This window comes from Mesorhizobium sp. KACC 23794, assembly GCF_052180275.1.
In the GTDB taxonomy this organism is placed as follows: domain Bacteria; phylum Pseudomonadota; class Alphaproteobacteria; order Rhizobiales; family Rhizobiaceae; genus Kumtagia.
Map to the genome: position 1 here is coordinate 2,269,755 of NZ_CP197465.1, position 26,489 is coordinate 2,296,243.

A 26,489-nucleotide genomic window follows, 5' to 3' on the forward strand; every position below is an offset into this window, starting at 1 on the left:
CGTGCAGTATCCGCTCCGGGAGAGCGGCAGCAGGGAGGGGAATAATGCGCACCATCAAGGGACCGGGCCTGTTCCTGGCGCAGTTCGCGCGCGATACCGCGCCGCACAACTCGTTGGAATCGATCGCCCGCTGGGCCAAGAACTACGGCTATGCCGGCATCCAGGTTCCCAGCGTCGACAAGCGCTTATTCGACCTCGATCTCGCCTATGAGAGCGACACCTATTGCGACGAGGTCAATGGTAAGCTGAAGGACATCGGCATCGTCATCACCGAACTGTCCAGCCATTTCCAGGGCCAGATGGTGTCGGTGCACCCGGCCTACGATTTGATGTTTGACGGCCAGTGCCCGCCCGAATTCAAGGGCGACCCGGAAGGCCGCCGCCACTGGGCCGCCGACCAGGTGCGTAAATGCGCAAAGGTGTCGCGAAAGCTTGGCCTCACCGAGCATGTCAGTTTCACCGGCAGCCTCGCCTGGCCCTACATCTACCCCTATCCGCAGCGTCCCGCCGGCCTGATCGAGGAAGCCTTCGCCGAACAGGGCCGCAGGTGGAGGCCTATTCTCGACGCCTATGAGGACGAGGGCGTCGACCTCTGCTTCGAGATCCATCCGACCGAGGACACTTTCGACGGCGATACATTCGACATGTTCCTGGACGCCGTTGGCGGCCACAGGCGCTGCAACATCAATTACGACGCCTCACACTTCATCAAGCAGGGCATGGATTATCTCGGTTTCATCGACGTGTATCACGAGCGGATAAAAATGTTTCACGTCAAGGATGCCGAGTTCAACCCGACCGCCAAGCAGGGCTTTTTCGGCGGCTACAAGGGCTGGCTGGAGCGCGCTGCGCGCGACCGCTCGCTCGGCCACGGCCAGGTGAATTTCGGCGCGATCTTCTCGAAACTCTCACAATACGATTTCGCCGGCTGGGCGGTCTATGAATGGGAATGCTGCCTGGAGCATCCGGAGGTCGCTGCCCGCAATGGCGCGAAATTCATCTCCGACCACATCATCGAGGTCACCGACCGGGTATTCGACGATTTCATGGCCACGGGCGTCGACCTGTCTATGAGCCGGCAATTGCTCGGCATGAAGGGCTGAGCCGATGGTCTATGCAACGGGCGACGGCATCGGCGCGAGAAAGCTGCGGGTCGGCATGGTCGGCGGCGGGCGCGATGCCTTTATCGGCGCCGTGCATCGGCTGGCGCTCAGGCTGGACGACCGTATCGAACTGGTCGCCGGCGCGCTGTCCTCCGATGCCGAGCGGGCGAAGGCGTCGGCCATCGATATCGGCATCGATCCGGATCGCGCCTATCCGAGCTATCAGGACATGGCCGATGCCGAGAGCAGCCGCGCCGACGGCATCGAGGCGGTCATCATCGTCACGCCGAACCATCTTCACGCGCCTGTGGCGCGCGCCTTTCTGAACGCCGGCATCGACGTGATCTGCGACAAGCCGCTGTCGGCGACGCTGGCCGAGGCGGAGGAACTGGCGCAACTCGCCGACCGGTCCGGTCTGGTCTTCGCCGTGACGCTCAACAACACCGGCTATGCCATGGTGCGGGAGGCGCGCGCCATCGTCGCTTCCGGCGCATTGGGAAAAATCCGCATCGTGCGCGCCGAATATATCCAGGACTGGCTGACGCTGCCGATCGACGCGGATGGCCACAAGCAGGCCGAATGGCGCACCGATCCGGCACGCGCCGGGCGGTCGGCCTGCCTCGCCGACATCGGCGTCCATGCCTATAGTCTCGCCCAGTTCGTCACCGGCATGGTGCCGGAAAAGATCGCAGCCGACCTCTCGACCTTCGTGCCCGGCCGCCGGCTGGACGACAACGCGCACGTGCTGATGCGGTATGCGGAAGGCGCGCGCGGCGTGCTGATCGCCAGCCAGGTGTCGCCCGGCAACCTCAACCGCCTGTCGCTCAAGGTCTATGGCGAGAAGGCGGGGCTGGAGTGGTTCGCGCACGAGCCGGAAGTGCTGTATTTCACGCCCTTCGGCGAGCCGACGCGCACGCTGGTGCGCGGTGGGCCGGGCGTTGGCGCGGCGGCAGCCGCCGTCTCGCGCATGCCGGCCGAGCACCCGGAAGGGTACGTCGAAGGCTTCGCCAATCTCTATCGCGACGCCGCGGCGCTGATCGCCGCGCGCCGCGCCGGCCGGACGCCGGACGCAGCGCTCGTTGCCTCGGTCCCCAATGTCCACGACGGCCTCAAGGGCATGCGTTTCATCGACGCCGCCGTGGATTCGCATGAGCGCGACGGAGCATGGATAACCCTTGCGGCGTGAGCACCCGATCAGCTACGGATTGCGATCCGTGCTGTATGCAGAAGCACTACAAACAGGCAGAAGCACAATCAGGAGGAGTTTTAGATGAGAATTCTGGGAAAAATCGGCCTCGCAGCCGTCACGGCCGGGCTGTTCGCGGGCACCGCGATGGCGCAGGGCACCTATACGATCGGCGTGTCCAACACCGTGCAGGGCAATGGCTGGCGTGAAGAGATGATCTGCGCGATCAAGGCGCAGGCGCTGGCTTCCGGCAAGGTCGCCAAGCTCAACATCGCCCACCGCAACACCGACGCCGCCGGCCAGCTTGAGGACATCCGCAACCTGATCAGCGCCAAGGTCGACGCCATCGTCGTCAACCCGGCCGATCCGGCCGGCATCCAGGCGGCGCTCGCGGAAGCCACCGCCGCCGGCATCACCGTCGTCGCCGTCGATCAGGCCGTCACCGAGCCGTCCGCCTACATCATCTCCAACAACCAGGAAGAATACGCCTATCTCGGCGCCAAATGGCTGTTCCAGACGATGGGCGGCAAGGGCGACGTCGTCTACATGCGCGGCGCCGCCGGCGCTTCCGCCGACAGCGACCGCGACAAGGGTTTCAAGAAGGCTCTCGCCGAATTCCCGGATGTGAAGGTCGCGCAGGAAGTGTTCACCGGCTGGCAGCAGGACCAGGCCAAGCAGCAGATCCTCGACTTCATCGCCAGCGGCACGCCATTCGGCGGCATCTGGACCTCGGGCATCGACAACGTCATCGTCGATGCGCTGGTCGAGTCGCAGACGCCGCTGGTGCCGGTCGTCGGCGCCGACAATGCGGGCTTTGTCGGCCAGCTCTCCTCGGTCGAAGGCCTGAAGGGCGCTGCCGTCACCAACCCCGGCTCGATCGGCGGTGCTGGCGTGACGCTCGCCCTGCAGATCCTCGACGGCAAGAAGCCGGCTAGCCAGACCGTGCTCGTCCAGCCGGACATCTGGGACAACGTCACCGACGAAGGCAAGGCGAAGCTGAAGGGCGCGGCCGATCCGTCGCTGTCGGCGGAGTGGCCGGTGTCGATCTCGATCCCGGACTGGACCACCTACACCAAGGAACAGATCGTCGCCTGCAAGGGCCCTGGCGAGTAATCCGCCAGGCCTGAGCCAACGGTGCGGGGACGTCAGGCTTGAGGCCTGTCGTCCCCGCTCCATAACGCGAAGCAGATATCCAGGCTCGTGACAACCAACCCGCTCCTTGACGCCACGGGCGTCGCTAAGAACTACGGTGCCGTTGCCGCGCTGCGCAACGCCTCGCTGTCGGTGCTGCCGGGCGAGGTCCACGCGCTGATGGGCGCCAATGGCGCCGGCAAGTCGACGCTGGTGAAAATCCTTACAGGCGCCGTCAAGCCGGGCAAAGGACGCATCCTCATCCGCGGCGAGGCCCGCGAACTGCACTCGCCCGCCCAGGCGCGCCGCGCCGGACTGGTGTCGGTCTACCAGGAACCGTCGCTGATCCCCGACCTCGACGTCGCGTCCAACCTGCGGCTGACGGATACGCCGGTCGAACCCTTCATGAACTGGGTGCGCGAACTTGGCGTGCCCGACCTCGACATCCGCGACATGGCCCGCGACATACCGCTTGCGGTGCTGCGCATCCTCGACCTCGCCCGCGCGCTGGCCGTCGAACCCGACGTGGTGCTGCTTGACGAGATGACCGCGGCGCTGCCGGCCAACCTCGCCGAGCGCGTGCTCGACGTGGTGCGCCGCCAGAAGGCGAGCGGCCGCTCGGTTATCTTCATCTCGCACCGCTTTATCGAAATCTCCGCGCTGTGCGACCGGGCCACGGTGCTGCGCGACGGTGAGACGGTCGGCGTCGTCGACATCGTGGCCGGCGTGGAAGAGCGCATCGTCGAATTGATGCTCGGCGCAAAGATCGAGAAGGCGCGCGTCGCCCAGCGTCGCGCCGCCGAAGCCAGTCGCACCGTATCCGGCCCGCCGCGCATCGGCGTGCGAAACCTGCGCGTCGGCGCCAAACTCCAGGACGTGTCCTTCGATCTGGCGAATGGCGAGGTCGCCGGCCTGGTCGCGCTGGAAGGGCAGGGGCAGGACGAACTGTTCGCGGCGCTTTCCGGGTCGCGCCGAGCCTCTGGAGGCACCATCGATGTCGACGGCCAGCCCGTCGCGTTCAGCCATCCGGCCGACGCCATCAAGGCCGGCATCGCCTATGTGCCCGGCGACCGCAGCGAGGCGCTGCTGATGCACCGTTCGGTGCGCGAGAACATCGCCCTGCCGTTCAGCGCCGCCTTCAGCCGCTGGGGGCCGATCAACATGCGCCGCGAGCAGGGCACGGTCGCCGCCGCAATCGCGAAATTACAGATCGACACGCGCGCCCAGCGCGAGGTGCAGCGGCTTTCCGGCGGCAACCAGCAGAAGGTGACGATCGCCCGCTGGATCGCCGCCGATGCGCGCACCATCCTGTGTTTTGATCCGACGCGCGGCATCGACGTGCGCACCAAACAGGAGATCTACAAGCTGCTGCGCGAACTGGCCGCCCAGGGCAAGTCGGTGCTCTATTACACGTCGGAGTTGGAGGAAGTGCAGATGGTCTGCGACCGCGCCATCGTCATCTTCGGCGGCCGCGTCGTCGACGTGCTGCCGGTCGAGATCGCCGACGAGGCGGCGCTGACGCGCGCCGCCTACGGCCTGCCGCGCGATGCCCACGAGGACGTCGGCATCCTTGCCGAGGCGGCGCATGCGCCGGCGGGTGCGTCCTGATGCGGCTGCTTCGTCAAAATGGCTGGGTGGCGGGCCTTTTCGTCCTTTTCGTCGTCCTGATGGTTTTCACCAAGCTGATCCAGCCGGCTTACGGCGCCGGCGATTTCGGCTCGCTGGCGCGCGCCGTCCTGCCTTATGCCTTTGCCGTTGCCGCCCAGACGGTGGTCGTCATCGCCGGCGGCATCGACCTGTCGGTTGCCGCCATGATGGCCGTCACCAGCGTCACTGCCGCCGCCATGATGAACGGGGCCAGCGAGGAATACGCGCTTTTCGTCGTGCCCGTCGTGCTCTTGATGGGCGTCGGCATGGGCGCCATCAACGGCATCCTGATCGTCGTGACACGCGTGCCGGATATCGTCGTAACGCTGGCCACCCTCTTTGTCCTGCAAGGCGTGGCGCTGCTCATCCTGCAGGCGCCGGGCGGTGGCGCAGCTGAGTGGCTGAAGGCTATGAGCGTCGGCACGTTTCCCATTCCGGGCATCCCTGAAAGCGTCACCGCCTGGATCCCGAAGGCGCTGGTCGTTCTGGTCGTCTGCCTGTGCATCGTTTGGATTCCGCTGAAGCGCTCGAAACTCGGCCTCTCCATCTACGCGATCGGCTCGAGCGAACTCGCGGCGTTCCGCAGCGGCGTGCCGGTCGCCCGCACCAAGATCGTCGCCTACGCTTTGGCCGGCCTGTTCGCGGCGATGGGCGGCCTGTCGCTCACCATGAGCACCGGCATCGGCGCGCCGATCCCCGGCCCGTACCTGCTCGCCAGCGTCGCGGCGGTGGTGCTGGGCGGCGTGGTGCTGGGCGGCGGTCGTGGCGGTCTGCTCGGGCCGATCGTCGCCGTCTTCGTGCTGCGCCTGGTGCGCACCGACCTGACGCTGCTCGCCGTCGACCCCAACATCACCACGATCATCGAAGGCGTGATCATGGTCGTCGTCGTCATGCTCGGCGCCTTCGTCGCCATGAGAGGTCGCTCGTCATGAGTGAAGCAGCAGCGCTCCAGCCGCCGGCGCCGCTCGGCCGCCGCATCAAGCGTTTCATGAGCGACTACCCGCTGGTGCCGCTCATCGTCCTGCTCGTCCTGCTGGTCGTGCTTTTGCAGATCCTGCGTCCCGGCATCGTCAACGAGCGCTGGATCGCCAACACGGTGAAATTCGCCATTCCGCTGGCTATCCTCGCCGGCTGCCAGACCATGACCATGCTGACCGGCGGCATCGACCTGTCGGTCAGCACCGTGGCGACCATGGCAGCCTTCATCATGGCCTCGCAGGCGGTCCACTACGATCCGTCGGTGGCGATTCTCATTGCGCTGGTGCCGGCCGTCCTGATCGGCCTGCTCAACGGCATCGGCGTCGGCATCTTCCGCGTTCACCCGCTGATCATGACGCTTGGCACCAGCCTTGTCGGCGCCGGCTGCCTCCAGGTCTACCAGCGCACGGTGATCTCGACAGGCACAAAAATCCCCGAATTCCTGACCTGGCTCGGGACCGGCGTCACCTATGGTTTTCCCAACGCCCTCGTGCTGTTCATCCCGGTTGCTCTGCTGATCGTCTTCACCCTGAACCGCACCGGCTTCGGCCGGCTGCTCTATGCGGTCGGCGACAATGAGCGGGCGACACGCCTTTCGGGCGTGCTCTATCCGCAGGTCATCATCGCGCTGTACATCTTCTCGTCGTTGCTGGCCGGCGTCGCCGGCCTGCTCTATGTCGGGCTGATCAAGGCGCCGTCGTCGCTGTCGCTTGCCGACCCGCTGCTGCTGCCATCGGTCGCCGCTGCGGTCATCGGCGGCACGTCGATCTTCGGCGGCCGCGGCGGCTACACCGGCACGATCGTCGGCGCGCTGATCCTGACGGTGCTGACCACGCTGCTGACCATCCTGCAGATGCCGGAAGGCGCGCGCCGCATCCTGTTCGGCGCGATCGTGCTGCTCGTCACCGCCGCCTATCTGCGCATCATCGAGGATCGGTAGCTTCCTTCCTCCCTGCCGGCAGGCGGACGAGGGGCGGGGCGGGCAGCCACGATTGTCATTTGCGAGATTTTGAGGAAGGTTCGACCATGACCAATCCGCCCAGACAGCGCCTGCGCATCGGCTTCGTGGGCAGCGGCTTCATCGCGCATTTCCACCTGAAGTCGCTGGTCGGCGTGCGCAATGCCGACGTCACCGGCGTCTTCAGCCGCAGCGCGGAAAAGCGCGACCGTTTTGCCGCCGCCGTCGCTGGCCTCGGTCTCGGCTCATGCCGCACGCATGACAGCCTGGAATCACTGCTTCATGCCGACGACGTCGACGCCATCTGGATCCTCTCGCCCAATTACACCCGCCTCGACACGATGCGCGTCATCCATGCGGAGGTGAAGGCCGGTCGCAGCAAGGTCTTCGCTGTCGCCTGCGAAAAGCCGCTGGCGCGCACCATTGGCGAGGCGCGCGAGATGCTGCGGCTGGCCGAGGATGCGGGACTGAACCATGGCTATCTCGAAAACCAGGTATTCTCGACGCCGGTTCTGCGCGGCAAGGAGATTGTCTGGCGCCGCGCCGCCTCCACCACCGGCCGACCCTATCTGGCGCGCGCGGCGGAAGAACATTCCGGCCCGCACGAGCCCTGGTTCTGGCAAGGCGACAAGCAGGGCGGCGGCGTGCTGTCGGACATGATGTGCCATTCCGTCGAAGTGGCGCGGCACATGCTCACCGCGCCCGGAGCGCCCCGCAACTCGCTGAAGATAAAATCGGTCAACGGCACCGTCGCCAACCTCAAATGGACACGGCCTGCCTATGCCGCGCAGCTCAGGGAGCGCTTCGGCGCCGAGGTCGACTATCTGAAACGCCCGTCCGAGGACTTTGCGCGTGGCACGATCGCGCTGGAGGACGAGAACGGCGAGGAATTGATGATCGAGGCCACCACCTCCTGGGCCTATGTCGGCGCCGGGCTGCGCATCCAACTCGAACTGCTCGGCCCGGAATACGCCATGGAGTTCAATTCGCTTGGCACCGGCCTCAAAATCTTCATGTCACGCGCGGTGACCGGCTCGGAAGGCGAGGATCTCGTCGAGAAGCAGAATGCCGAGCAGGGCCTGATGCCGGTGCTGGAGGACGAGGCCGGCGTCTACGGCTACACCGACGAGAATCGTCACATGGTCGAGTGTTTCCGCAAGGGCGAGACGCCACTTGAAACTTTTCATGATGGCCTGGCGGTCATCGAGATGCTGATCGGCCTCTACCGCTCCGCCGAGATCGGCCAGACCGTACATTTCCCGATCCCCGACCTGGAGGATTACGTGCCGCTGGTGGCGCGGCCGCGAAGGTGAGAGCGGTTCCGCTGGGGTTCCTCCCCAGTTTACGGGCGGTCCGAAGGACGACCGCCGTAGTCGGTGGAGGGGGCCATCATCCGTATTCCTTTCCCACGCGCCGGTTGAACTCCCGTCCGATCTCTGAAAAATTCACCCTCACCAAGACGCGCAAACGCGCGCGGGGAACATTTGGGAAGGAGCATTTGATGAAAAGAATCCTGGGGGCCGGTCTTCTCGGCTTTTCGCTATCCGTGGCGGCGCAGGCCGAGCCGGTGAAGATCGGCGTCATCACCACCCTTTCGGGTGGCGGCGCCGGGCTTGGCAACGACATGCGCGACGCCTTCACGCTGGCGATAAAACAGTCCGGCAACAAGGACATCGAGCTTGTCGTCGAGGACGACGCACAGAAGCCGGAACTGGCCGTCCAGATCGCCGACAAGATGATCCAGAGCGACAAGGTCGATCTCCTGACCGGCATCATCTGGTCGAATCTGGCGATGGCCGTCGTGCCGAACGCGGTGGCGCAGGACGTCATCTACTTGTCGCCCAATGCCGGCCCCTCAGCGCTGGCCGGCGCCGGCTGCAACGCCAACTATTTCAACGTCGCCTACCAGAACGATAATTTCCACGAGGCGATGGGCCAATACGCCAACCAGGACTACAAGAAGATTTTCATCCTCGCCCCCAACTACCCGGCGGGCAAGGACGCACTTACCGGCTTCAAGCGCTACTACAAGGGCGAGCTGGCGGGCGAACTCTACACCCAGGTCGGCCAGACCGACTACGCCGCCGAGATCGCCCAGATCCGCGCCTCGGGCGCCGATTCCGTGTTCTTCTTCCTGCCCGGCGGCATGGGCATCGCCTTCATGAAGCAATACGCGCAGTCGGGCGTCGGCATTCCGGTGATGGGCCCGGGCTTTTCCTTCAGTCAGGACGTGTTGCCGGCGATCGGCGACGCCGCGCTCGGCGTCAGGAACTCCGCAAGCTGGGCAAAAGACCTCGACAACGAAGCCAACAAGGCGTTCGTCACGGCCTTCACGACCGAATACAAGCGCCTGCCGTCGATCTACGCCGCGCAGAGCTGGGACACGGCGAACCTCATCCTGTCGGCGCTGGCAAAGGCCAGCGTCAAGGACAAGGAAGCCTTTCGCGCCGCACTGAAATCCGCCGACTTCAAGTCGGTCCGCGGCGAGTTCACCTTCAACACCAACAACCACCCGATCCAGAACATCTATGTGCGCGAGGTGGTGAAAGAGGGGGATACGCTGACCAACAAAATCCTCGCCACCGCCTTCGAAAAACACGGCGACGCCTACGCCGAGCAGTGCAAGATGTGAGTTTCATCCTTCTCCCCGCTTGCGGGGAGAAGGTCCCGGCAGGGGGATGAGGGGCGGGAGCATACCTGCGCTAGCTTGGCGCTGCCCCTCATCCGGCTGCCGCCACCTTCTCCCCGTAGACGGGGAGAAGGACCGCCAATCGCGAGCCGCCGTGCAACTTCCGCTCCTCCTCGAACAACTCCTGAACGGGCTGCAGCTCGGCGTCATGCTGTTCCTGATGGCGGCCGGGCTGACGCTGATCTTCGGCGTCATGGGCTTGATCAACCTAGCGCACGGCTCGCTCTATATGATCGGCGCCTTCGCCTGCGCCTCGGTCGCGGCCGCCACCGGTTCCTTCTGGATCGGGTTAGCCGCCAGCCTGGCCGCCGCGGCCGCCGCCGGCGCGCTGCTGGAGGTCGCCGTCATCCGAAGGCTCTACGACCGCGATCATCTCGACCAGGTGCTCGCCACCTTCGCGCTGATCCTCATCCTGTCGGAAGGCACGCGCTGGCTGTTCGGCTCGTTCCCGCTCTATCTCGACATCCCGCCGCTTCTGCAGGGGGCAGTTCCGCTGCCGGGCGGCGGCCAGTACCAGCTTTATCGCCTCGCCATCATCGGCGTCGGCGTGCTGGTGGCCGTCGGACTCTATCTGCTGATCGCCTGTACGCGGCTCGGCATGCGCATCCGCGCCGGCGAGTCCGACCGGGAGATGATCGGCGCGCTCGGCGTCGACATCTCGACGCTTTATACGGTGGTGTTCGCGCTGGGCGCGGCGCTCGCCGGTTTCGCCGGGGCGCTGGTCGGTGCGCTGCAATCCGTGCAGGTCGGCATGGGCGAGCCGGTGCTGATCCTGGCCTTCGTGGTCATCGTCATCGGTGGCATCGGCTCGATCAAGGGCGCGCTGGTCGGCGCCATCCTGGTCGGCGTCGTTGACACGATGGGCCGCTTCCTGCTGCCGCAACTGTTGGCGCTGATGCTGCCCGCCGCACAGGCCAGCATGGCGGGCGCCGCGCTCGCCTCGATGCAGATCTACATCGTCATGGCACTGATCCTGGCGTTCAGGCCGCGCGGCCTGTTTTCGGCGCAAGCATGAACCGCATGCCCGCCCGCGAGACCGCCGCAAACCTGCTGATCGTTGCGCTGTTGACGGCGATCCCACTCGCTGCCGTCGTGCTGGACGAACCCTTCTACCTGACGCTCGCCACCCGCGTCGTTATCTTGGCGCTGGCGGCGACGGGGCTGAACGTCGCGCTCGGACTGGGCGGGCTGGTGTCGTTCGGCCATGCCGCCTTCTTCGGGCTGGGCGGCTACGTCGCCGCCATCCTAGCTTCGCATGCCCTCAACATGGAGCCGCTGGCCTTCGGCATTCAGGCTACGCAGTCGATGCCGGTCATCGCGCTGGTTGCCGTGGCGCTGGCTGCGCTGGTGGCGCTGCCGATCGGCGCGATCAGCCTGCGCACCTCCGGCGTCTATTTCATCATGATCACGCTGGCCTTCGCGCAGATGATCTATTATTTCGCCGTCTCCTGGCCGGCCTATGGCGGCGAGGACGGCCTGCCGATGACGTTGCGCAACGCCTTTCCGCTGGTCAACACGGCAAAACCGTTGCCGTTCTTCCTCGTCTGTCTCGCGGTGCTGGCTGCTGCTCTCGTTCTGTTCTGGCTCATTCGAGGTTCGCGTTTCGGCACTGCCTTGCAGGCCGGCCGGCAGAACGCGACGCGGCTTGCCGCTGTCGGCATCTCGCCCTTCGGAATAAGGCTCGCGGCCTTCGTCATCTCGGCGGCGGTTGCGGCGCTTGCCGGGGTGCTGTTCGCCAACCTCAACCGCTTCGCCAGCCCGTCCATGCTGTCCTGGCAGATGTCGGGCGAGTTGATCGTGCTGATCGTGCTCGGCGGCAAAGACAGGCTGCTCGGGCCGCTCGCCGGCGCCATGCTCTACGTCTTCCTCGAATACACGCTGGGCGGTCTCACCGAGCGCTGGTTGTTCTTCCTCGGCCTGATCCTGCTCGGCGTCGTGCTGTTCGCGCGCGGCGGGCTGCTAGGTTTGCTGGCGGGGAGGGCGCGCCATGACTGAACCGGTCCTCGACATCCGCGAGTTGCGTAAAAATTTCGGCGCGCTGAAGGCGACCGACGGCGTCAGCCTCGATCTCTGGCCCGGCGAGATCCACGCCCTCATCGGTCCCAACGGCGCGGGCAAGAGCACGCTGATCCACCAGATATCCGGCTCGATCCCGGCCGACAGCGGCACGATCCGCTTCCTCGGAAAGGACATGGCCGGCATTGGCATGGCCGGCCGGGCGCGGCTGGGGTTGAGCCGCAGTTTCCAGATTTCGTCGCTGGCGCCGGAATTTTCCGCTTTGCGCAATGTCATGCTGGCGGTGCAGGCCCGGCAGGGCTCCAGCTTTCGTTTCCTGCGCCCGGTGACGGGCGACCGCAACCTCACCGAGCCGGCCCGCGCCATGCTGGAGCGCGTCGGGCTTTCCGACCGCGCCGACGTTCCGGCCGCAAAGCTGTCGCATGGCGAGCGCCGGCAACTGGAGATCGCCGTCGCGCTGGCGCTGAAACCAAAAGCCTTCCTGCTCGACGAGCCGATGGCCGGTATGGGGCCGGAAGGCTCCAAAAACCTGACGAAATTCCTTGACGGCCTCCGCCGAGAGGCGCCGATCCTGCTGGTCGAACACGACATGGACGCCGTCTTCGCGCTCGCAGACCGCATTTCCGTGCTGGTCTATGGCCGCATCATCGCCACCGGCAGTGTCGACGACATCCGCCGCGACCAGCAAGTCCGCCGCGCCTATCTCGGAGACGCGGCATGACATTGCTCAGCGTCGCCGGGCTGGAAACCTTCTACGGCGCCTCGCAGGCGCTGTTCGGCGTGACGCTGGAAGTTGGCGAAGGCGAGGTCGTGGCCCTGATGGGCCGCAACGGCATGGGCAAGACCACCACCATCCGCTCTATCCTTGGACTGGAGCGGCCGCGCGCCGGCACGATCCACTTCGCCGGCCAGCCGATCGCCGGCCTGCGACCGCACCGCGTTGCGAGGCTCGGCATCGGCCTCGTGCCGGAAGGCCGCCGCTGTTTCCCCAACCTCACCGTGCTGGAAAACCTCGTCGCCGCCGCCCGTCCCGGCGACTGGACCGTTCCCCGCATCGTCGAACTGTTCCCCCGCCTCGGCGAGCGGCGCGGGCAATACGCCAACACGCTGTCCGGCGGCGAACAGCAGATGCTCGCCATCGGCCGCGCCCTGATGACCAACCCACGCCTGCTCATCCTCGACGAGGCGACCGAGGGCCTCGCCCCGGTGATCCGCCAGGATATCTGGGCGGCGATCCGCACGCTGAAGGGCAAGGGGCAGTCCATCCTGGTGGTCGACAAGACGCTGTCCGAACTGCTTCCCGTCGCCGACCGCTGCTTCGTGCTGGAAAAAGGCGCCACCGTGTTTTCCGGCTCGCCCGCCGCGCTGACGGCCGAATTGCAGGACCGGTATCTGGGGGTGTGATGGGAGAGTTGACTATCGCTACCGCCCCTCGCCCACCTGCAAGCACAAAGGAAATAGATCAATGCCCGTGCAGCCCACACTCACCCTCTACGACTACTTCCGCTCCTCCGCCGCCTATCGCGTCCGCATCGCGCTCAGGCTGAAAGGCCTGCCCTACGAGCAGATCCCCATTCACCTCGTGCGCGGCGGCGGCGAACATCTGTCGGAGGACTATCGCGCCATCAATCCGCAGCGCCGCGTGCCGGCGCTGGCGGTCGGCGAGGATGGAACAATCCTCATCCAGTCTCTGGCGATCCTCGAATGGTTGGAGGAGATTTTTCCGGAGCCGCCGTTGCTGCCTGCCGATCCGCTTTCCCGGGCACGCTGCCGGGCCGTTGCCGCGATCGTCGGCTGCGACATCCACCCGCTCAACAATACGAGCACGGTGAAGTATCTGCGCCAGACCCTCGGCTGCGACCAGTCCGCCATCGACGCCTGGTACGCGCATTGGATCAGCGAAGGCTTTTCGGCAATCGAAACGATGATCGATCCGAAACCCTTCGCCATGGGTGACGCCGTCAGCCTTGCCGACCTCTATATCACGCCGCAAGTCTACAACGCCCGCCGATTCTCGGTGCCGCTCGGCGCCTTTCCAAAAATCGTCGCCGTGTCCGATGCCTGCGCCGCACTGCCCGCTTTCCGCGACGCCGCGCCGGAAAACCAGCCGGACGCTGAGTGAGAGGTTTTTGCGGGCCGCGCACCCGTCATCCGCGACCGTTTCGCGGTTGCGGCCCGCTCTCCTGCCGGCCCGCAACGAGCAGCGTCGCCTCCAGTCTTGCCAAGGCTGACAGCAATTGTCCGGCCGCCGCCGCACCCAGTTCTTTCTTCAACCGGTCCTCGAAGCCGGTCAGGTCGGGCACGATCTCCTCATAAGCGTGCCGGCCCTGCCTGGTCAGCTTCAAGAATTCCTCGCGCCGGTCCGCTTCGTTGGTCTCGCGGACCAGCCAGCGCCGCTGCTCAAGTGCCGCGACCGCGCGGCTCACCTTGGTCTTGTGCATGGCCGAGTGCCGGCCGATACCGCCGGCGGTCAGCAGGCCGAACTGGCCGAGCGTCGCCAGCACCCGCCATTCCGGGACCGTCAGTTTGTGCTTGCGCCTGTAGATGTCGCGCGCCCGATTCGACAGCACGCCGGCGATGCGATGCAGCCGGTAGGGAAGAAAGTTTTCCAGGTCGAGTTGCATGCGCCGATGGTGGCAATTTCCGCCAGGCGCCGCAAACGCGCCCAAATCGTTCCCAGCAAGCGGCTCTATCGACAGCCTCGCTCCGGCCTTCGGGCCGCGTCCCCTTTTTTATGAACACGGAATCCGGCTGACGGTTGAACACCTGCTGGCTCTCGGCAAGCAGCGGTTGTCCTACGTCAAGGGGCCGGACATCGCCTCCGGCTGCGCCGCAATGCCGTCCTGCGGTCGCTGGAGGCGCTCGGCATCGAGCCGCGCATCCACGAGTATTCGAGGGGGAGAGGAGCAGACCGATTTCGAGACCGTGGCGCGCCTTGTGGCGCGCGAGCGGCCGGACGCGCTGCGCCGCGAGGATGTGGCGGTGCCGGACGATCTGGCGGTCACCGGCTTAGAGGGCATACCCTTCGCGGCGATCTCCAATCCGCGGCTGACCACCGTCATCCAACCGCCCGACCTGCTTGGCGAGACGGCGGCCGGGGTGCTTTTCGACGCGATCGAGAACGGCACGCCGCCGCCCGACATCACGCTTCCGGTGACACTCGCCATACGTGGCAGCTCGCGTCGGCGGGTGGCGGAAAGAGGTGCTGGCGTCGTGGTGTCGCAGGCGAAATCATAGGGCGAGTTCGGATACGAGGTGGCCATTTCCGACATCGTGGAGATGGACAGTTGCGGGCTCGTCGCCGACGCGGCGGACCGCGCTGGGGATTTCGCTGTCTAGCTGCGCGAAATGTGGCCGCCGCCTCGCCGGGTCTGGGATCGGCACCGCCTCGATCAGCCGCCGTGTATAGGGATGTTTCGGATCGGAGAAGATCTGGTTGACCGTTCCCATCTCGACGATGCGGCCGCGATACATGACGGCGACGCGGTCGGAGATGTTTTCCACCACCGCCATGTCGTGCGAGATGAAGAGATAGGCGACGCCGAATTCCCGCTGCAAATCCTTCAGCAGTTTCAGTACGCACGCCTGGACGGAAACGTCGAGCGCCGAGACGCTCTCGTCGGCAATGATGAGTTTCGGCCGGAGCGCCAGAGCGCGGGCGATGCAGATGCGCTGGCGCTGTCCGCCGGAGAATTCGTGCGGATAGCGCTCCATCTCGTCGGCGGAGAGGCCGACGCGCTCGAACAGGTCGGCCACGCGGTCGCGGCGCTCGGTGGCGGAGGAAACGCAGTGGATCAGCAGCGGCTCGGCGACCAGCTCGCCGACGCGCATGCGCGGGTCCAACGAGGCGTAGGGGTCCTTCGCCGTAGTCGATTTTCCGCAGCCGGATTCGCCCACTAGCGAAAGCGTTTCATTGGGCGCGATCGAGAAGCTGATGTTTTCGACGGCATGGACCCGCCGGTCGACCCGACCGAAAAAGCCGCCGGTGAGATCGAAATGCACGCGCAGGTCGTGGATCGAGGTGACGGGCTGGTCTTGTTGTTTCGCCAAATCCCGCTGGCTTCCGGTGCTCGATACCTCCACCCATCCCTGCGAGTCCCCGTCCCCCTTGTGGTCAAGGGGGAGGGGTTAGGTGTGGGGGTACGGCCACCAGCTTGAAAGCTTGCGCGATCGCCCAATTCCGTATCCCGAAAATATGGCCCCGCCGAAAGATGCCCGTCGCCCGCCGCGCCGATCGCCGGCAGCTCGCATTCGGTGAGGTTGCAGGAGAGCAGCGGGCAGCGCTCGGGGCGGAAATGCGCGCCCTCGCGCCCGAGCTCGGCATAGGCCTTGATGAAGGCGTAGGACGACGTGCCGATCAGATTGCTCAGCACAAAATCCGGCCGGGTGGCGCGGATTTCCGCGACCAGCCGCGCCACCTCGGTCTCGCCGATCGGCAGATAACATTCCCCCGGCACTTTTCCGCCGGCGTCGGCAATCAGGTCGCGGGCGACGCGGTTGGTCTCCCAGCCCAGATGTAGTTGGAGCCGAGCAGGAAACCGTTGGCGCCGAAGCGCGGCACCACATGCGCCAGCAGCGGAACCAGGTGCTGGTTCGGGCACGCATGCATGTAGACGACATGGTCCTTGGCCTCGAAACCTTCATAGGGACAGCCGTACCATAGCGTGCCGCCAAATTTCTCCAGCGCCGGGATCGTCTCCTTGCGACTCCACGACGTGGTGCAGCCGAGGGCGTGGCGAGCCTTGCTGCTGCGAAGGATGTCCTCGCAAAGCACGGCATAGCGGTCGGTATTCCCCTGCGGGTCGCGCTCGACCGGAACCAGTTCGATCTTCGACGCCGGATCGGCGTTGAGATCGGCGATGGCCCGCAAGGCGCCGAGATGGCAGGATTGCGAAATCAGGCGGTAGGTGCCCGAGCGGGAATAACGCAGGCCGATTTCGACGCGACGCTTAAAGACCTGTCCCAAAAATGAAAACGCCCCGCAAGCCGGCCGCCCGAACGGGGCAGGGCTAACGAGGCGTGATTGCCGTCCGGCATCCGGGTCCGGTATGTTCGACTGTCAGCCTATCGGCGGGGCGCGGGCAGTCAAGGGGCAGATGACGGGCGGATTTGAATCTCTTCTGGGTACATTGCCCGCCGCTCGCGGCGTGAACTCTGTGGATCAGCGATTTCGTCCACAAGAGGCACAAGGAATATCCCGCCCCTTGGGGCGAGGATCGTTCATTTGCAGGGTTGGCGTCAGCCGCCGACCTCGACGAGCAGATTGCCTTTGGTGTCCATCTGCCCATGCTGGCCGTCGACGAGGAGAATCGTCGTCGTCGGCATTTCGAGCAAAGCGGGGCCGGTGATCTCGCTGCCGGCTCCGAGGCCGTCTATGTCGTAGACGGGAAGGTCACGCAGTTGCCGGCCGAGATAGACCTTTCGCCTTGCCTTCTCGTGGGGTTTGGCGCGCTTGCCTTCGAGGACCGCGCCCTGGCGCAAACTGCCGCCGGTGTCGCCGATGGCGCGTACCTTCCAGGTGGTGAACTCGACTGTGTCGGCCTCGTCCTTGATCGTGTAGATGCGCTCGTGCTGGTCGTGGAACGCCGCCGTGAGCCCCGGCAGCGATGTCTTGCCGAGCTTGCCGTCCGGCATGTCGAACGGCACCTCGATGTCCCAGGACTGGTAGAGATAGCGGCCCTGGAAGGCGAATTCGAAACGCTGGGCGGCGGGCGCCACGCCGGAGCGTTTCAGGAACGCAACGCCGCGCTTCTTCAGCGAGGCGAGCAGCTTGTTCACGCCGGCCAGATCGAAATTCTTGTCGGTGGTGTTCAGTGTGCCCGTCTCCTCCCAGCGCACGTCGGAGATCAAGCCGCCATAGGCGCTAAGCCCGGCGGCGAAGCGCGGGATCATGAAGCTCTTTACGCCGAGGATGCGCGCCATGTCGCTGATGTGGCAGGCCGTGGCGCCGCCGCCGCTGACGACATAGCTGTCGCGCGGGTCGATGCCTTCGTTGACGGTGATGTCCTCGATCGCGCCGATCATGTTGTGGTTGGTGGTGGTGTAGATGGCGTAGGCCGCTTCGAGCAGCCCGAGCCCGAGCTTCTTGGCGATCTTGCCGATCGCGGCTTCGGCCCTGGCGCGGTCGAGCTTTATGCGGCCGCCGAGGAAATAGTCGGGATCGATGATGCCGAGCACGACATTGGCGTCGGTGACCGTCGGCTCAGTGCCTCCGCGTCCGTAGCAGGCCGGGCCGGGAACGGCGCTGGCGCTGTGCGGGCCGACGCGCAGCAGGCCGCCGGCATCCACCCAGGCGATCGAGCCGCCGCCGGCGCCGACGGAGCGCACGTCGATCTTCGGGATGCCCAACATCTCCATGCCGAAGGTCGCCTCCGGCGTGACGACCAGGTGCCGGTTGCGCAGCGCCGACACGTCGAAGGTTGTGCCGCCCATGTCGACGACGATGACGTTGGGTGCGGTGGTCAGGCTGATCGCGGCGATCGGCGCCAGCGTCGGACCGGACATGACGCTGTAGATCGGCCGCGCCACGATCTCTTCCGGCGGCATCATGCCGCCGACGCAGTTGGCGATCAGCAGCTCGCCGCCGTAACCCGCGCCCTTCAGCGCCTCGGTCAGCTTGCCGACATAGTCGCTGACGATCGGATAGAGCGAGGCGTTGATGGCCGTCGAGATGGTGCGGCGGTATTCGCGCGGGATCGGGTTGAGTTCGTGGCTGAGCGTCACCGGGATGCCCGGCAGTTCCTCGGCAAGAATCTCGCGCACCCGCCGCTCGTGCGACGGGTTGACGATCGACCACAGCAGGCAGACGCCGACCGCCTCGACGCCGCAGGCCTTGAGGTGTTTTGCCGCCGCGCGCACATCCTCGTCGGAAATCGGCTCGATCTCGTTGCCCATGGAATCGATGCGGCCGCGCACCTCGCAGGTGCGGCTGCGGTGGATGTAGGGCGGCGGGAAGTCGATCTTGATGTTGAAGGCGCGCTTGCGCGGGGATTCGCGCAAGGTCAGGATGTCGGGGTGGCCGGCATTGCAGATCAGCCCGGTCGGCGCGACCTTGCCTTCCACCAGCGCGTTGGTCGACACGGTGGTGCCGTGGACGATCATGTCGGTGCTGGCGAGGAACTCTGCGAGCGTCAGGCCGTGGCTTTTGGCAGCCACCTCCAGCACGTCGAGAAAACCGCGCTCGAATTTGCCGGGCGTGGTCGGCGATTTGTGGATCTCGAGATCCGCGCCCTCGCGATGGAGCACGAGGTCGGTGAAGGTTCCGCCGATATCGATGCAGGCGACGAACATTTTTCTCGCTATCCCTGTTGTGCGATGGGTTCGGCCGCGCTTGATGCGCGACGGCGCGGCAGGCCGATCTCGAAGTCTCCGAGCAGGCCGGCCGGCCGCCGGACGAGGATCGCCAGCAGGATGGCCGCCAGCGCGATCTCCTGCAGGCCGGGCGGCGCGGCGACCGTTATGTCGCCGACGGTAAAGCCGCGCTCGATGCCGCGGAACAGTTCCGAGACGACCGAGACCAGCGCCACGCCGACGAAAGCGCCGGTGAGGCTGCGCATGCCGCCGGCAACCAGCATGGTCAGCGTGACGAAGGTCAGGTCGAGATAGAATGTGTTGGCGGTGATCGTGCCGATGAAATGGCTGAACAGCACGCCGCCGGCCGCCACGATCATGGCGCTGAGCACGAAGGCGATCAGCCGCTCGCGTTCGAGGTCGATGCCGGTGGCGGCCGCCGCGACCTCGTTCTCGCGCGAGCATCGGAGCAAGAGACTGTGACGTGTCATGCCGTAGAGCGCTGCCGCCAGTATGGCGAGCGATGCGCCGCCGAAGGCGACCCACAGGCCGGTGTAGCGGGGAAGGCCGACCAGCGCCTGGCGGCCGCCGGTGACCTCCTTGAGGTTGGAGGCGACGACATAGGTGATGATCAGGACGGCGAAGGTCGCCATGGGGAGCGCGATGCCGCGCAGCCGGCAGAGCGGCCAGCCGATCAGCAGCGCGAGCAGGCCCACGGTGACAAGCACGACGATAAGTGCCACCGGCCACGGCAGTTGCAGCGCCTCCAGGAAGCCCGGCAGGTCGAGCAGCGTCTCCTTGCGTGCCGGCGTGAGCGTCAGGATCGCCGACATGTAGCCGCCGATGGCCATGAAGGCGACGTGGCCGAAGGAGAACACGCCGGAATTGCCGACGAAGACGAACAGGCCGACGACGACGACCAGCTTGATCATGCCCTCGACGATGGTGCGCTGCATGGCCGGTGGCGTCAGCGTGGCCAGCAAGGCGATCGCCAGCAGGGCGAGGATGAGGATGGCGGCGGTCTGCAGCGGACGGAACGCGGGATTGCTCAGCATGGCTACACCCGCTCCCGGTCGGCGCGGCTCTTGAGCAGGCCGTCGGGCCGCCAGAACAGGAACAGGATGAAGATCAGGAACACAAAGGCGTCGCGGTAGGGCCGCAGGTCGACCGGCAGATAGGCTTGCAGCGACACCGATATGATGCCGACGAGGAAGCCGCCGAGCGCGGCGCCGGCGATCGAGCCCATGCCGCCGACCACCGACGAGACGAAGGCGATCAGCACCATCGACACGCCCATCTTGTAGGAGACGCTGCCGGTCTGGGCGACGAGGTAGAAGGAGACCATGCAGGCCAGCACGCCGGAGATGGCGAAGGCGAAGGCGATGACGCGGTTTGCCTTCACGCCGACCAGCCGCGCCATGTTGAAGTCCTCGGCCGCCGCGCGCATCTGCAAGCCGATCCGCGACAGCCGGAAAAAGGCCACCAGCCCGCCCATCAGGAGCAGCGTGACGACGATGGTCACGATCTGCAGGCGCGGCACGCGCAGGCCTGCGAATTCGATGCTGGTCGCCAGTTCGGCGAGGAACGGCACGCCCATGGCGCGCGAGCCGAACGCCATCAGCACCACGTGCTGGACGAAATAGGAGACGGCGAAGGAGGCGATTAGCAGCGTCGCCGGGTTGGCTTTTCGCAGCGGCCGGAAGGCGACGCGCTCCATGCCGAGCGCGAGCAGTGATGTGACGATCAGCGCGGCCAGGATCAGCACCAGCAGTGGCTGGCCGGCCAGCGTGTAGAGCGTGAAGCCGCCGGCCATGATCAGCTCGCCATGGGCAAAATTGATCAGCCGCATGATCGAGAAGATCAGGCCGATGCCGAGGGCGGCCAGCGCATAGACCGCGCCGAGGCTGATGGCGTCGATGGCGTTCTGCAGGAAATTCATGGCGTGCGAGCCTCGCTCGACACGCCGAAATAGGCCGCGTCGAAGGCTGCCGTTCCCTTCAACTCGCCGGAAGTGCCCGACATGGCGATAACGCCTGAGTTCAGCACATAAATGCGATCGGCGACCGACAGGGCGCGCGAGGCGTTCTGCTCGACGACCAGCACGGTGACGCCGGAGGCCCTGAGGTCGAGGATCGCCTGATAGACCTGTGCGACGACAATCGGTGCCAGCCCCAGCGACGGCTCGTCGAGCAGCAGCAGGCGCGGGCGGGCCAGCATGGCGCGGCCGATGGCCAGCATCTGCTGTTCGCCACCTGAAAGCTTGTTGGAGCGCTGGCGGTAGCGGTCCTTCAGCACCGGGAACATGGTCAGCACGCGGTCGATGTCGCGGGCGATCTCGGCGCGGTCGTGGCGCACGGTCGCGCCGAGCGCGAGATTTTCCGCGACGCTGAGCGAGCCAAAGATGTGCCGGCCTTCCGGAACCAGCGACAGGCCGGCGGCGACAAGCGCCTCCGGCTGCATCTGGCCGGTGTTATGGCCGGCGAAGGTGACGCTGCCTGAGCGCGGGCGCACCATGCCGGCGGCGGTCAAAAGCAGCGTCGACTTGCCGGCGCCGTTGGGGCCGATCACCGCGACGATCTGGCCCTCGGCGACCTCCAGCGAGATGCCGCGCAGGGCGACGATGTTGCCGTAGTTCACATGGAGATCGCTGATCTCAAGCATCACGCGACCTCCTCGCCGAGATAGGCGGTGCGCACCTTCGGGTCGGAGCGGATCTCGGCCGGGCTGCCGATCGCCAGCGTGCTGCCGAGCCGCAGGACCTGGATGCGATGGCAGAGTTCGAACACCAGCGACATGCGGTGCTCGATGAACAGCACGCCACATGCGAGTTTTTGGGTGATGCCGTTGATGATGTCGCGCAGGTCGCGGCATTCGGCGTCGTTCAGGCCGGCGGCCGGCTCGTCCATCAGCAGGAAGCGCGGACGCATGGCGATGGCGCGGGCGATGCCGACACGGCGCTCCTCGCCGAACGGCAAGGTGCCGACCTGCCGATACATCTTCGCCGTCAGCGCCATGTCGCCGAGAATCCTTTCCGCTTCGCTGCGCGCCTCGGCGCGGGTGAGACCGATGGCGACGCCACCCGCCTCGACGTTTTCCAGCGCCGAAAGGCCGGCGAAGGGAAGCACGCTCTGGAAGGTGCGCACCAGCCCGCGGCGGCTGCGGATATGCGGCTTCCAGCCTTTCATATCTTCGCCGTTCAGATGGACGCTGCCTTGCGTCGGTTCCTGGAAGCCGGTCAGCACGTTGATCAGCGTCGTCTTGCCGGCGCCGTTGGGGCCGATCAGGCCGAGAATCTCGCCGGAGCGCAAAACCAGGCTGACGTCGTCGATCGCCCGCAGACCCTGGAAGTCGACGGTGACGTTGCGGACTTCGAGCGTCGGGCCAGCCCGATCGGGGCTGGCCGGCGGAACCACCGACATGACGATGCCTGCTGAAATTACTTCGGCATCTGCTCGGCGCGGATGACGCCGATGACATTGCCCGGCTTGCCGCCCTCAACCTCCAGCAGGATCAGGTCGCGCTGCATGTTGATGTGGGTTTCCTTGGTGAAGCTGGTCGGGCCGGTGATCAGCGGCTCGTTGACGAAGGTCTCCAGCGTCTCGCGCACCTTGTCGGTGTCGAAGGTGCCGGCCTTCTCCACCGCTTTCGACCAGCCCTGGATGACGCTGTAGCCGGTCAGCGCGTGCGAGGTGACGGGCGCCGCGCCGAACTTCGCCTTGAACTTGTCCATGAAGGCGGAGACTTCCGGGCGCGGGTCGTTGCCGAACACCGAGCCGTAGGTCACGAGGTAGGCGTCGCTGAGGTTCGGCACGGCCTCCAGCCAGTAGTCGCCGTCCCAGGATTCCGAGAGCAGCAGTGGCTGGTTGACGCCGGCGGCGCGCAACTGGCGCATGGCGCTGGAGCCGCCGGGCGGGAAGGAGGCGAGCACCATCACGTCGGGCTGCTTGGGCAGCGCCTTGATACGGGTGATCTGGCTGGCGATCTGCGGGTCTTCGCCGCCGAACGTGTCCTTGCCGATCAGGCCTTCGGGACCTGCCAGTTCCTTCCAGCGACGCTCGAAGCCGTCGGCGAACGAGGCGTCGAAGGCGATGGTCGTATCGAGCAGCACATAGGCCGTCTTCCAGCCCTGCTTGTTGTAGGCCCATTCGGCGAGCGCCACCGCCTGGCCGGGCGAGCCGGTGGACATGGTGAAGGCGTTCGGGCCGATGCCGGAGGGGCCGAATTTCGGGTCGCCGGCACAGGTGGAGAAGGCGATGAGGTTCGCGCCGTCGGCGACCGAGGCGGCCGCGCCGCCATAGTCGTAGTCGCAGGTGACGACCACCATCTGCGCACCCTTGTCGATCACGTCCTGGGCGGCGGTTGCCCCATAGGCGATGTCCGACTTTGTGTCGGAATAGATGATCTTCAGCGGCCGGCCGAGCAGGCCGCCCTTGGCGTTGATCTCTTCGACAGCGATCTCCATGGCTTTCGCCGGGCCGTCGTCATAGGGCGCAATCGCGCCGCTCTGGGCGATGGCCGCGCCGATGATCAGAGGCTCCTGCGCCTGCGCCGTTGATGACAGTCCGGCGGCCAGAAGCAGGCTGCCCAGTCCCAATCCGTACTTCCCATATGTGTTCATGCGATTCCCCTTTTTGTCGCTTTTTATGATCTTGTCAGCGGCTGCGTTTGGCCGCGCAGGTTCTGGGTGGCGGTCATGTCCACCTCGTAGTCGACGCCGTTGTCCTTGAGGCGAACCGCCACGCCGAACATCTCGGAGGCCGCGGCGACGCTCAGCCATTTGCGGTTGATGTCCTCGACGACACGATCCGGATCGCGTCGGCGCGGATCGCCATAACCGCCGCCCGCGGCCGAACGGTAGCCTACCGACTCGCCATCGGCTATCGAGCCGCTGAAGAAATCCGTCAGGCGCTCGACCGAGCCGCCCGCGCCATGCCGCCAGGTGCCGCAATGCTCGCCGGCCTGGCCGCCGAGCACGCCCTTGGCCGGAAACGTGCCCCCGTCGCCGCAGACATACAGCGTCATGTCGCCGGTCAGCGAGCGGTAGCTGCCCTGGACGGCGGGCGCACCGTTCCACTGGCCGAAACCCATCGAATCCTCGCGGATGCGCCGTTCCTCGACGAGGATCGGATAGGTGGCCTCGTCGACCTCGACGGAATCGGTGACCATGATGCCGTTGCCGACCGAGCATTCATAGGTCAGCCAGCCGTCATGGCCGTGGTTGGCCGGACCGCCGGACAAAGCCATCATCAATTGCGTGATGTATTCGACCGGCTGTTCGCGGCGCCTGTCGATGCCCGACACGACGCCGAGCGCGGCGGAAAAATTGCCGCCGCCTTCCGCCATGCCATAAGGCGCGCCCATCTCGGAGAAGGCGCATTGCACGGCGTTGGCCAGTCGTTCGTTGACGTTGCTGGTGGCGCAGGACGTGCCGATCGGGTGGCTCGGGCGGCCGACGACGCAATTGTCGCGCAGCAGCGGCACGATGCGGCTGGAACTGCCCTCATTGTGCGGCACGCCGGCATCGAGATTGTAATAGACGCCGATGCGGCAGGAGGCCACCGCGCAGGCCTCGGTGAGGTTCAAGCCGCCCGGCACGCAGTCGGGATTGTCGCGCACGTCGACGGTGATCAGGCCCTTCTTCGGGTCGACCGTGACCTTGGCCTTGATCGGAATGCCCTCGTCGGCGACGCCGGCGACCGGGTCGTGCCGGACCTCGTAAGTATAGGTGCCGGCCGGCAACGTCTTGATGGCGGCAATCGCCCGGCGCTCGCCATAATCCATCCAGGCCTCGACGAAGGCGCGGATGGTTTCGATGCCGTATTGCCCGACCAGTTCCTTCAGCCGGCGCTCGCCGGTGCGGCAGGCGCCGACCTGGGCGCGGTAGTCGCCGTACCAGATGTTGCTGACGCGGATTTTCTGCAGGCCGATACGGATCAGGTCGGCCTTGTCCTTGAAATTCTCCTGGATGCGCACGCAGGGAAAATGCACGCCTTCCTGGTAGATGGTGGCGGCGAAGGGCAGGTAGGTGGACGGTTCCGGCGCGCCGATGTCGGCATGATGGGAGCGCGACAGGGTCCAGAACAGCGGTACGCCTTCGAAGAACACCGGCACGCTCAGCGTGAGGTCGGCATGGTGGGTGACCCCGTAGAACGGGCTGTTGTTCAGGAAGGCGTCGCCCTCCTTTACGTCGTCGAACAGTTCGGTGATCGGTTTTGTGGTCAGCTCCAAGGCGTTGACATGGATCGGCAGCGCCTCCTCGACCGAGACCAGCCGGTGGTCGTAGGTGAGGATGCCGCAGGACATGTCGCGTGCGTTCTTGATGACCGACGAGCGGCTGGCCTTCATCACCGTGTTGGTCATCTCGCGGATAATGGATTCGAAGCGGCTCGACAGCACGGCGAGCAGCACCGGATCGAAGCCTGCTACGTCCTTGCCTTTGCCCGACCGCTTCATCGCCCCATCCGCAAAAGATGTTCCGGGCTTCGTGACAGAAATTTCAGCCACCGCAAACCCCGAGGCAGCACACCGTAAAATGAATATGAAGTCAATATCATTTTTTTTGGGGTCGGCCGTCAACCACGACCGCGTCGCCTCCGTCGGCGGTCAGCATGAGTGGCGGCATGTCGAAGCCGGGATGGAGCACATAGCCAAGGCCGACTTCCCAGTAATGGACACCCGTTGTCCGATCAGGTCGGCAATGTCGCGATAGACTGTCCGTTTTGAAACGTCGAGTTCCTGAGCAATTGCGGTCGCGATTACCGGCCTGCTGTCGCGTCGCGGTATTTGGATAAGTTGATACAAAATCCGCTTTGCGCATTCAGCCTACTCCTCCTGCCATAAGGATGGCAGGAGGAGTATGAAACAAGGCGCACCCGGCATCTCTGGCATGCACACCTCAACGGGGAACACCTATGAAATTCGCATCCGCTCGCATCATCGCCGGCGACATCAAGCAGATGGTCGCCTTTTACGAGATGGTCACGCAACAACGGGCGCAGTGGCCGGCGCCGGTCTTCGCAGAACTCATCTTGCCCGGCGCCACGCTGGCGATCGGCGCGGTTGATACCGTGCCGCTCTGGCAGTCCGGCAGCGCTGAGCCTCAGTCAAATCGTACGGTGTTTCTGGAGTTTCAGGTCGATGACATTGACACTGAATATGATCGTCTCAAAGACCGCGTGACCTTGGTGCATGAACTCAAGACCATGCCTTGGGGCAATAAGACGTTTCAGTTCCGCGACCCCGAAGGCAATGCAGTCTCGCTCTTTATGCCCGAGACGGAGGCGGCAAAACAGCGCTTCTCAGGGCGGTGATGCCCGAGAGAGGCGCGTTCGCATGATCTTGGCGCGCTTGGCTGTGCGGACCGCATGTAACCCAGAGGCGACGGTGTCTGCTCTTGAAAATCGGTCAACAGGCTCTAATCGCCGCAACGGTGTCGATAGCGGACATTCAAACCGAGACAAGAGCAAGAATCGGGTTGAATTGGCGCCTCCG

General features: G+C 65.5%; 23 protein-coding genes and 3 pseudogenes. 15 read left to right on the plus strand and 11 right to left on the minus strand.

The genetic code is table 11. The features are described from left to right. Nucleotides 1-41: 41 nt before the first annotated feature. The 13 genes from ACSBOB_RS11125 (at nt 42) to maiA (ending at nt 13,830) form a co-directional block, all read left to right on the plus strand. The gene (locus ACSBOB_RS11125) at nt 42-1,103 is read left to right on the plus strand and encodes a sugar phosphate isomerase/epimerase family protein (RefSeq protein ID WP_442583710.1); all 1,062 of its coding nucleotides are present in this window, start codon (nt 42-44) and stop codon (nt 1,101-1,103) included. A 4-nt stretch (nt 1,104-1,107) separates the two neighbouring features. Further along, on the plus strand, nt 1,108-2,289 hold the full coding sequence (locus tag ACSBOB_RS11130; protein WP_442582455.1) for a Gfo/Idh/MocA family protein: 1,182 nt from the start codon (nt 1,108-1,110) through the stop codon (nt 2,287-2,289). A gap of 84 nt (nt 2,290-2,373) precedes the next feature. After that, the gene (locus ACSBOB_RS11135; RefSeq protein ID WP_442582456.1) at nt 2,374-3,402 is read left to right on the plus strand and encodes an ABC transporter substrate-binding protein; all 1,029 of its coding nucleotides are present in this window, start codon (nt 2,374-2,376) and stop codon (nt 3,400-3,402) included. Between the two features lie 87 nt (nt 3,403-3,489). Next, nucleotides 3,490-5,028 carry a sugar ABC transporter ATP-binding protein gene (locus ACSBOB_RS11140; RefSeq protein WP_442582457.1) on the plus strand — a complete coding sequence of 513 codons (1,539 nt, stop codon included), beginning with the start codon at nt 3,490-3,492 and terminating at the stop codon, nt 5,026-5,028. Next, nucleotides 5,028-5,999, plus strand: a complete 972-nt coding sequence (locus ACSBOB_RS11145) for an ABC transporter permease (RefSeq protein WP_442582458.1) — start codon at nt 5,028-5,030, stop codon at nt 5,997-5,999. The genes ACSBOB_RS11140 and ACSBOB_RS11145 overlap by 1 nt, the downstream gene beginning before the upstream one ends. Then, nucleotides 5,996-6,985, plus strand: a complete 990-nt coding sequence (locus ACSBOB_RS11150) for an ABC transporter permease (protein ID WP_442582459.1) — start codon at nt 5,996-5,998, stop codon at nt 6,983-6,985. Before ACSBOB_RS11145 ends, ACSBOB_RS11150 begins: the two co-directional genes overlap by 4 nt. Before the next feature lie 86 nt (nt 6,986-7,071). Next, nucleotides 7,072-8,316: a Gfo/Idh/MocA family protein gene (locus ACSBOB_RS11155; RefSeq protein ID WP_442582460.1), complete on the plus strand. Its 1,245-nt coding sequence runs from the start codon at nt 7,072-7,074 to the stop codon at nt 8,314-8,316. Between the two features lie 188 nt (nt 8,317-8,504). Beyond that, nucleotides 8,505-9,635 (plus strand): ABC transporter substrate-binding protein, encoded by a 1,131-nt coding sequence (locus tag ACSBOB_RS11160; protein WP_442582461.1) that lies wholly within the window; start codon nt 8,505-8,507, stop codon nt 9,633-9,635. A gap of 151 nt (nt 9,636-9,786) precedes the next feature. Continuing rightward, on the plus strand, nt 9,787-10,707 hold the full coding sequence (locus ACSBOB_RS11165; protein ID WP_442582462.1) for a branched-chain amino acid ABC transporter permease: 921 nt from the start codon (nt 9,787-9,789) through the stop codon (nt 10,705-10,707). A 5-nt stretch (nt 10,708-10,712) separates the two neighbouring features. Further along, complete coding sequence (locus tag ACSBOB_RS11170) at nt 10,713-11,687, plus strand: branched-chain amino acid ABC transporter permease (RefSeq protein WP_442583711.1); 975 nt, start codon at nt 10,713-10,715, stop codon at nt 11,685-11,687. Next, entirely contained in the window at nt 11,680-12,429 is a 750-nt protein-coding gene (locus ACSBOB_RS11175; protein ID WP_442582463.1) for an ABC transporter ATP-binding protein, read from the plus strand. The genes ACSBOB_RS11170 and ACSBOB_RS11175 overlap by 8 nt, the downstream gene beginning before the upstream one ends. Beyond that, complete coding sequence (locus tag ACSBOB_RS11180) at nt 12,426-13,112, plus strand: ABC transporter ATP-binding protein (RefSeq protein ID WP_442582464.1); 687 nt, start codon at nt 12,426-12,428, stop codon at nt 13,110-13,112. The genes ACSBOB_RS11175 and ACSBOB_RS11180 overlap by 4 nt, the downstream gene beginning before the upstream one ends. 61 nt (nt 13,113-13,173) lie before the next feature. Further along, nucleotides 13,174-13,830 (plus strand): maleylacetoacetate isomerase, encoded by a 657-nt coding sequence (gene maiA / locus ACSBOB_RS11185; protein WP_442582465.1) that lies wholly within the window; start codon nt 13,174-13,176, stop codon nt 13,828-13,830. 25 nt (nt 13,831-13,855) lie between these two features. On the opposite strand, the gene ACSBOB_RS11190 is transcribed toward maiA, so the two are convergent. Next, entirely contained in the window at nt 13,856-14,332 is a 477-nt protein-coding gene (locus tag ACSBOB_RS11190) for a MarR family winged helix-turn-helix transcriptional regulator (protein WP_442582466.1), read from the minus strand. Between the two features lie 166 nt (nt 14,333-14,498). On the opposite strand from ACSBOB_RS11190, the gene ACSBOB_RS11195 reads away from it, so the two are divergent. Beyond that, on the plus strand, nt 14,499-14,945 hold the full coding sequence (locus tag ACSBOB_RS11195; RefSeq protein ID WP_442582467.1) for a substrate-binding domain-containing protein: 447 nt from the start codon (nt 14,499-14,501) through the stop codon (nt 14,943-14,945). On the opposite strand, the pseudogene ACSBOB_RS11200 reads toward ACSBOB_RS11195, so the two are convergent. From ACSBOB_RS11200 to ACSBOB_RS11245, 10 genes and pseudogenes are all read right to left on the minus strand, one after another. Further along, nucleotides 14,940-15,743, minus strand: a pseudogene (locus ACSBOB_RS11200) (ATP-binding cassette domain-containing protein); the annotation flags it as partial. The gene ACSBOB_RS11195 and the pseudogene ACSBOB_RS11200 overlap by 6 nt on opposite strands. 185 nt (nt 15,744-15,928) lie before the next feature. After that, nucleotides 15,929-16,674, minus strand: a pseudogene (locus tag ACSBOB_RS11205) (transporter substrate-binding protein); the annotation flags it as partial. A 272-nt stretch (nt 16,675-16,946) separates the two neighbouring features. Next, nucleotides 16,947-18,998 (minus strand): hydantoinase/oxoprolinase family protein, encoded by a 2,052-nt coding sequence (locus ACSBOB_RS11210; RefSeq protein WP_442582468.1) that lies wholly within the window; start codon nt 18,996-18,998, stop codon nt 16,947-16,949. Nucleotides 18,999-19,006: 8 nt separating this feature from the next. Beyond that, nucleotides 19,007-20,053 (minus strand): branched-chain amino acid ABC transporter permease, encoded by a 1,047-nt coding sequence (locus ACSBOB_RS11215; RefSeq protein ID WP_442582469.1) that lies wholly within the window; start codon nt 20,051-20,053, stop codon nt 19,007-19,009. 2 nt (nt 20,054-20,055) lie between these two features. Next, entirely contained in the window at nt 20,056-20,937 is an 882-nt protein-coding gene (locus ACSBOB_RS11220; protein WP_442582470.1) for a branched-chain amino acid ABC transporter permease, read from the minus strand. Then, nucleotides 20,934-21,659 carry an ABC transporter ATP-binding protein gene (locus ACSBOB_RS11225; protein ID WP_442582471.1) on the minus strand — a complete coding sequence of 242 codons (726 nt, stop codon included), beginning with the start codon at nt 21,657-21,659 and terminating at the stop codon, nt 20,934-20,936. The genes ACSBOB_RS11220 and ACSBOB_RS11225 overlap by 4 nt, the downstream gene beginning before the upstream one ends. Then, on the minus strand, nt 21,659-22,417 hold the full coding sequence (locus ACSBOB_RS11230) for an ABC transporter ATP-binding protein (protein ID WP_442582472.1): 759 nt from the start codon (nt 22,415-22,417) through the stop codon (nt 21,659-21,661). The genes ACSBOB_RS11225 and ACSBOB_RS11230 overlap by 1 nt, the downstream gene beginning before the upstream one ends. 17 nt (nt 22,418-22,434) lie before the next feature. After that, on the minus strand, nt 22,435-23,616 hold the full coding sequence (locus ACSBOB_RS11235; protein WP_442582473.1) for an ABC transporter substrate-binding protein: 1,182 nt from the start codon (nt 23,614-23,616) through the stop codon (nt 22,435-22,437). A 23-nt stretch (nt 23,617-23,639) separates the two neighbouring features. After that, complete coding sequence (locus ACSBOB_RS11240; protein WP_442582474.1) at nt 23,640-25,451, minus strand: hydantoinase B/oxoprolinase family protein; 1,812 nt, start codon at nt 25,449-25,451, stop codon at nt 23,640-23,642. 121 nt (nt 25,452-25,572) lie between these two features. Beyond that, nucleotides 25,573-25,815, minus strand: a pseudogene (locus ACSBOB_RS11245) (helix-turn-helix transcriptional regulator); the annotation flags it as partial. A gap of 94 nt (nt 25,816-25,909) precedes the next feature. On the opposite strand from ACSBOB_RS11245, the gene ACSBOB_RS11250 reads away from it, so the two are divergent. Next, a complete protein-coding gene (locus tag ACSBOB_RS11250) occupies nt 25,910-26,308 on the plus strand; it encodes a VOC family protein (RefSeq protein WP_442582475.1) in 399 nt (132 codons plus the stop codon). Nucleotides 26,309-26,489 lie beyond the last annotated feature (181 nt).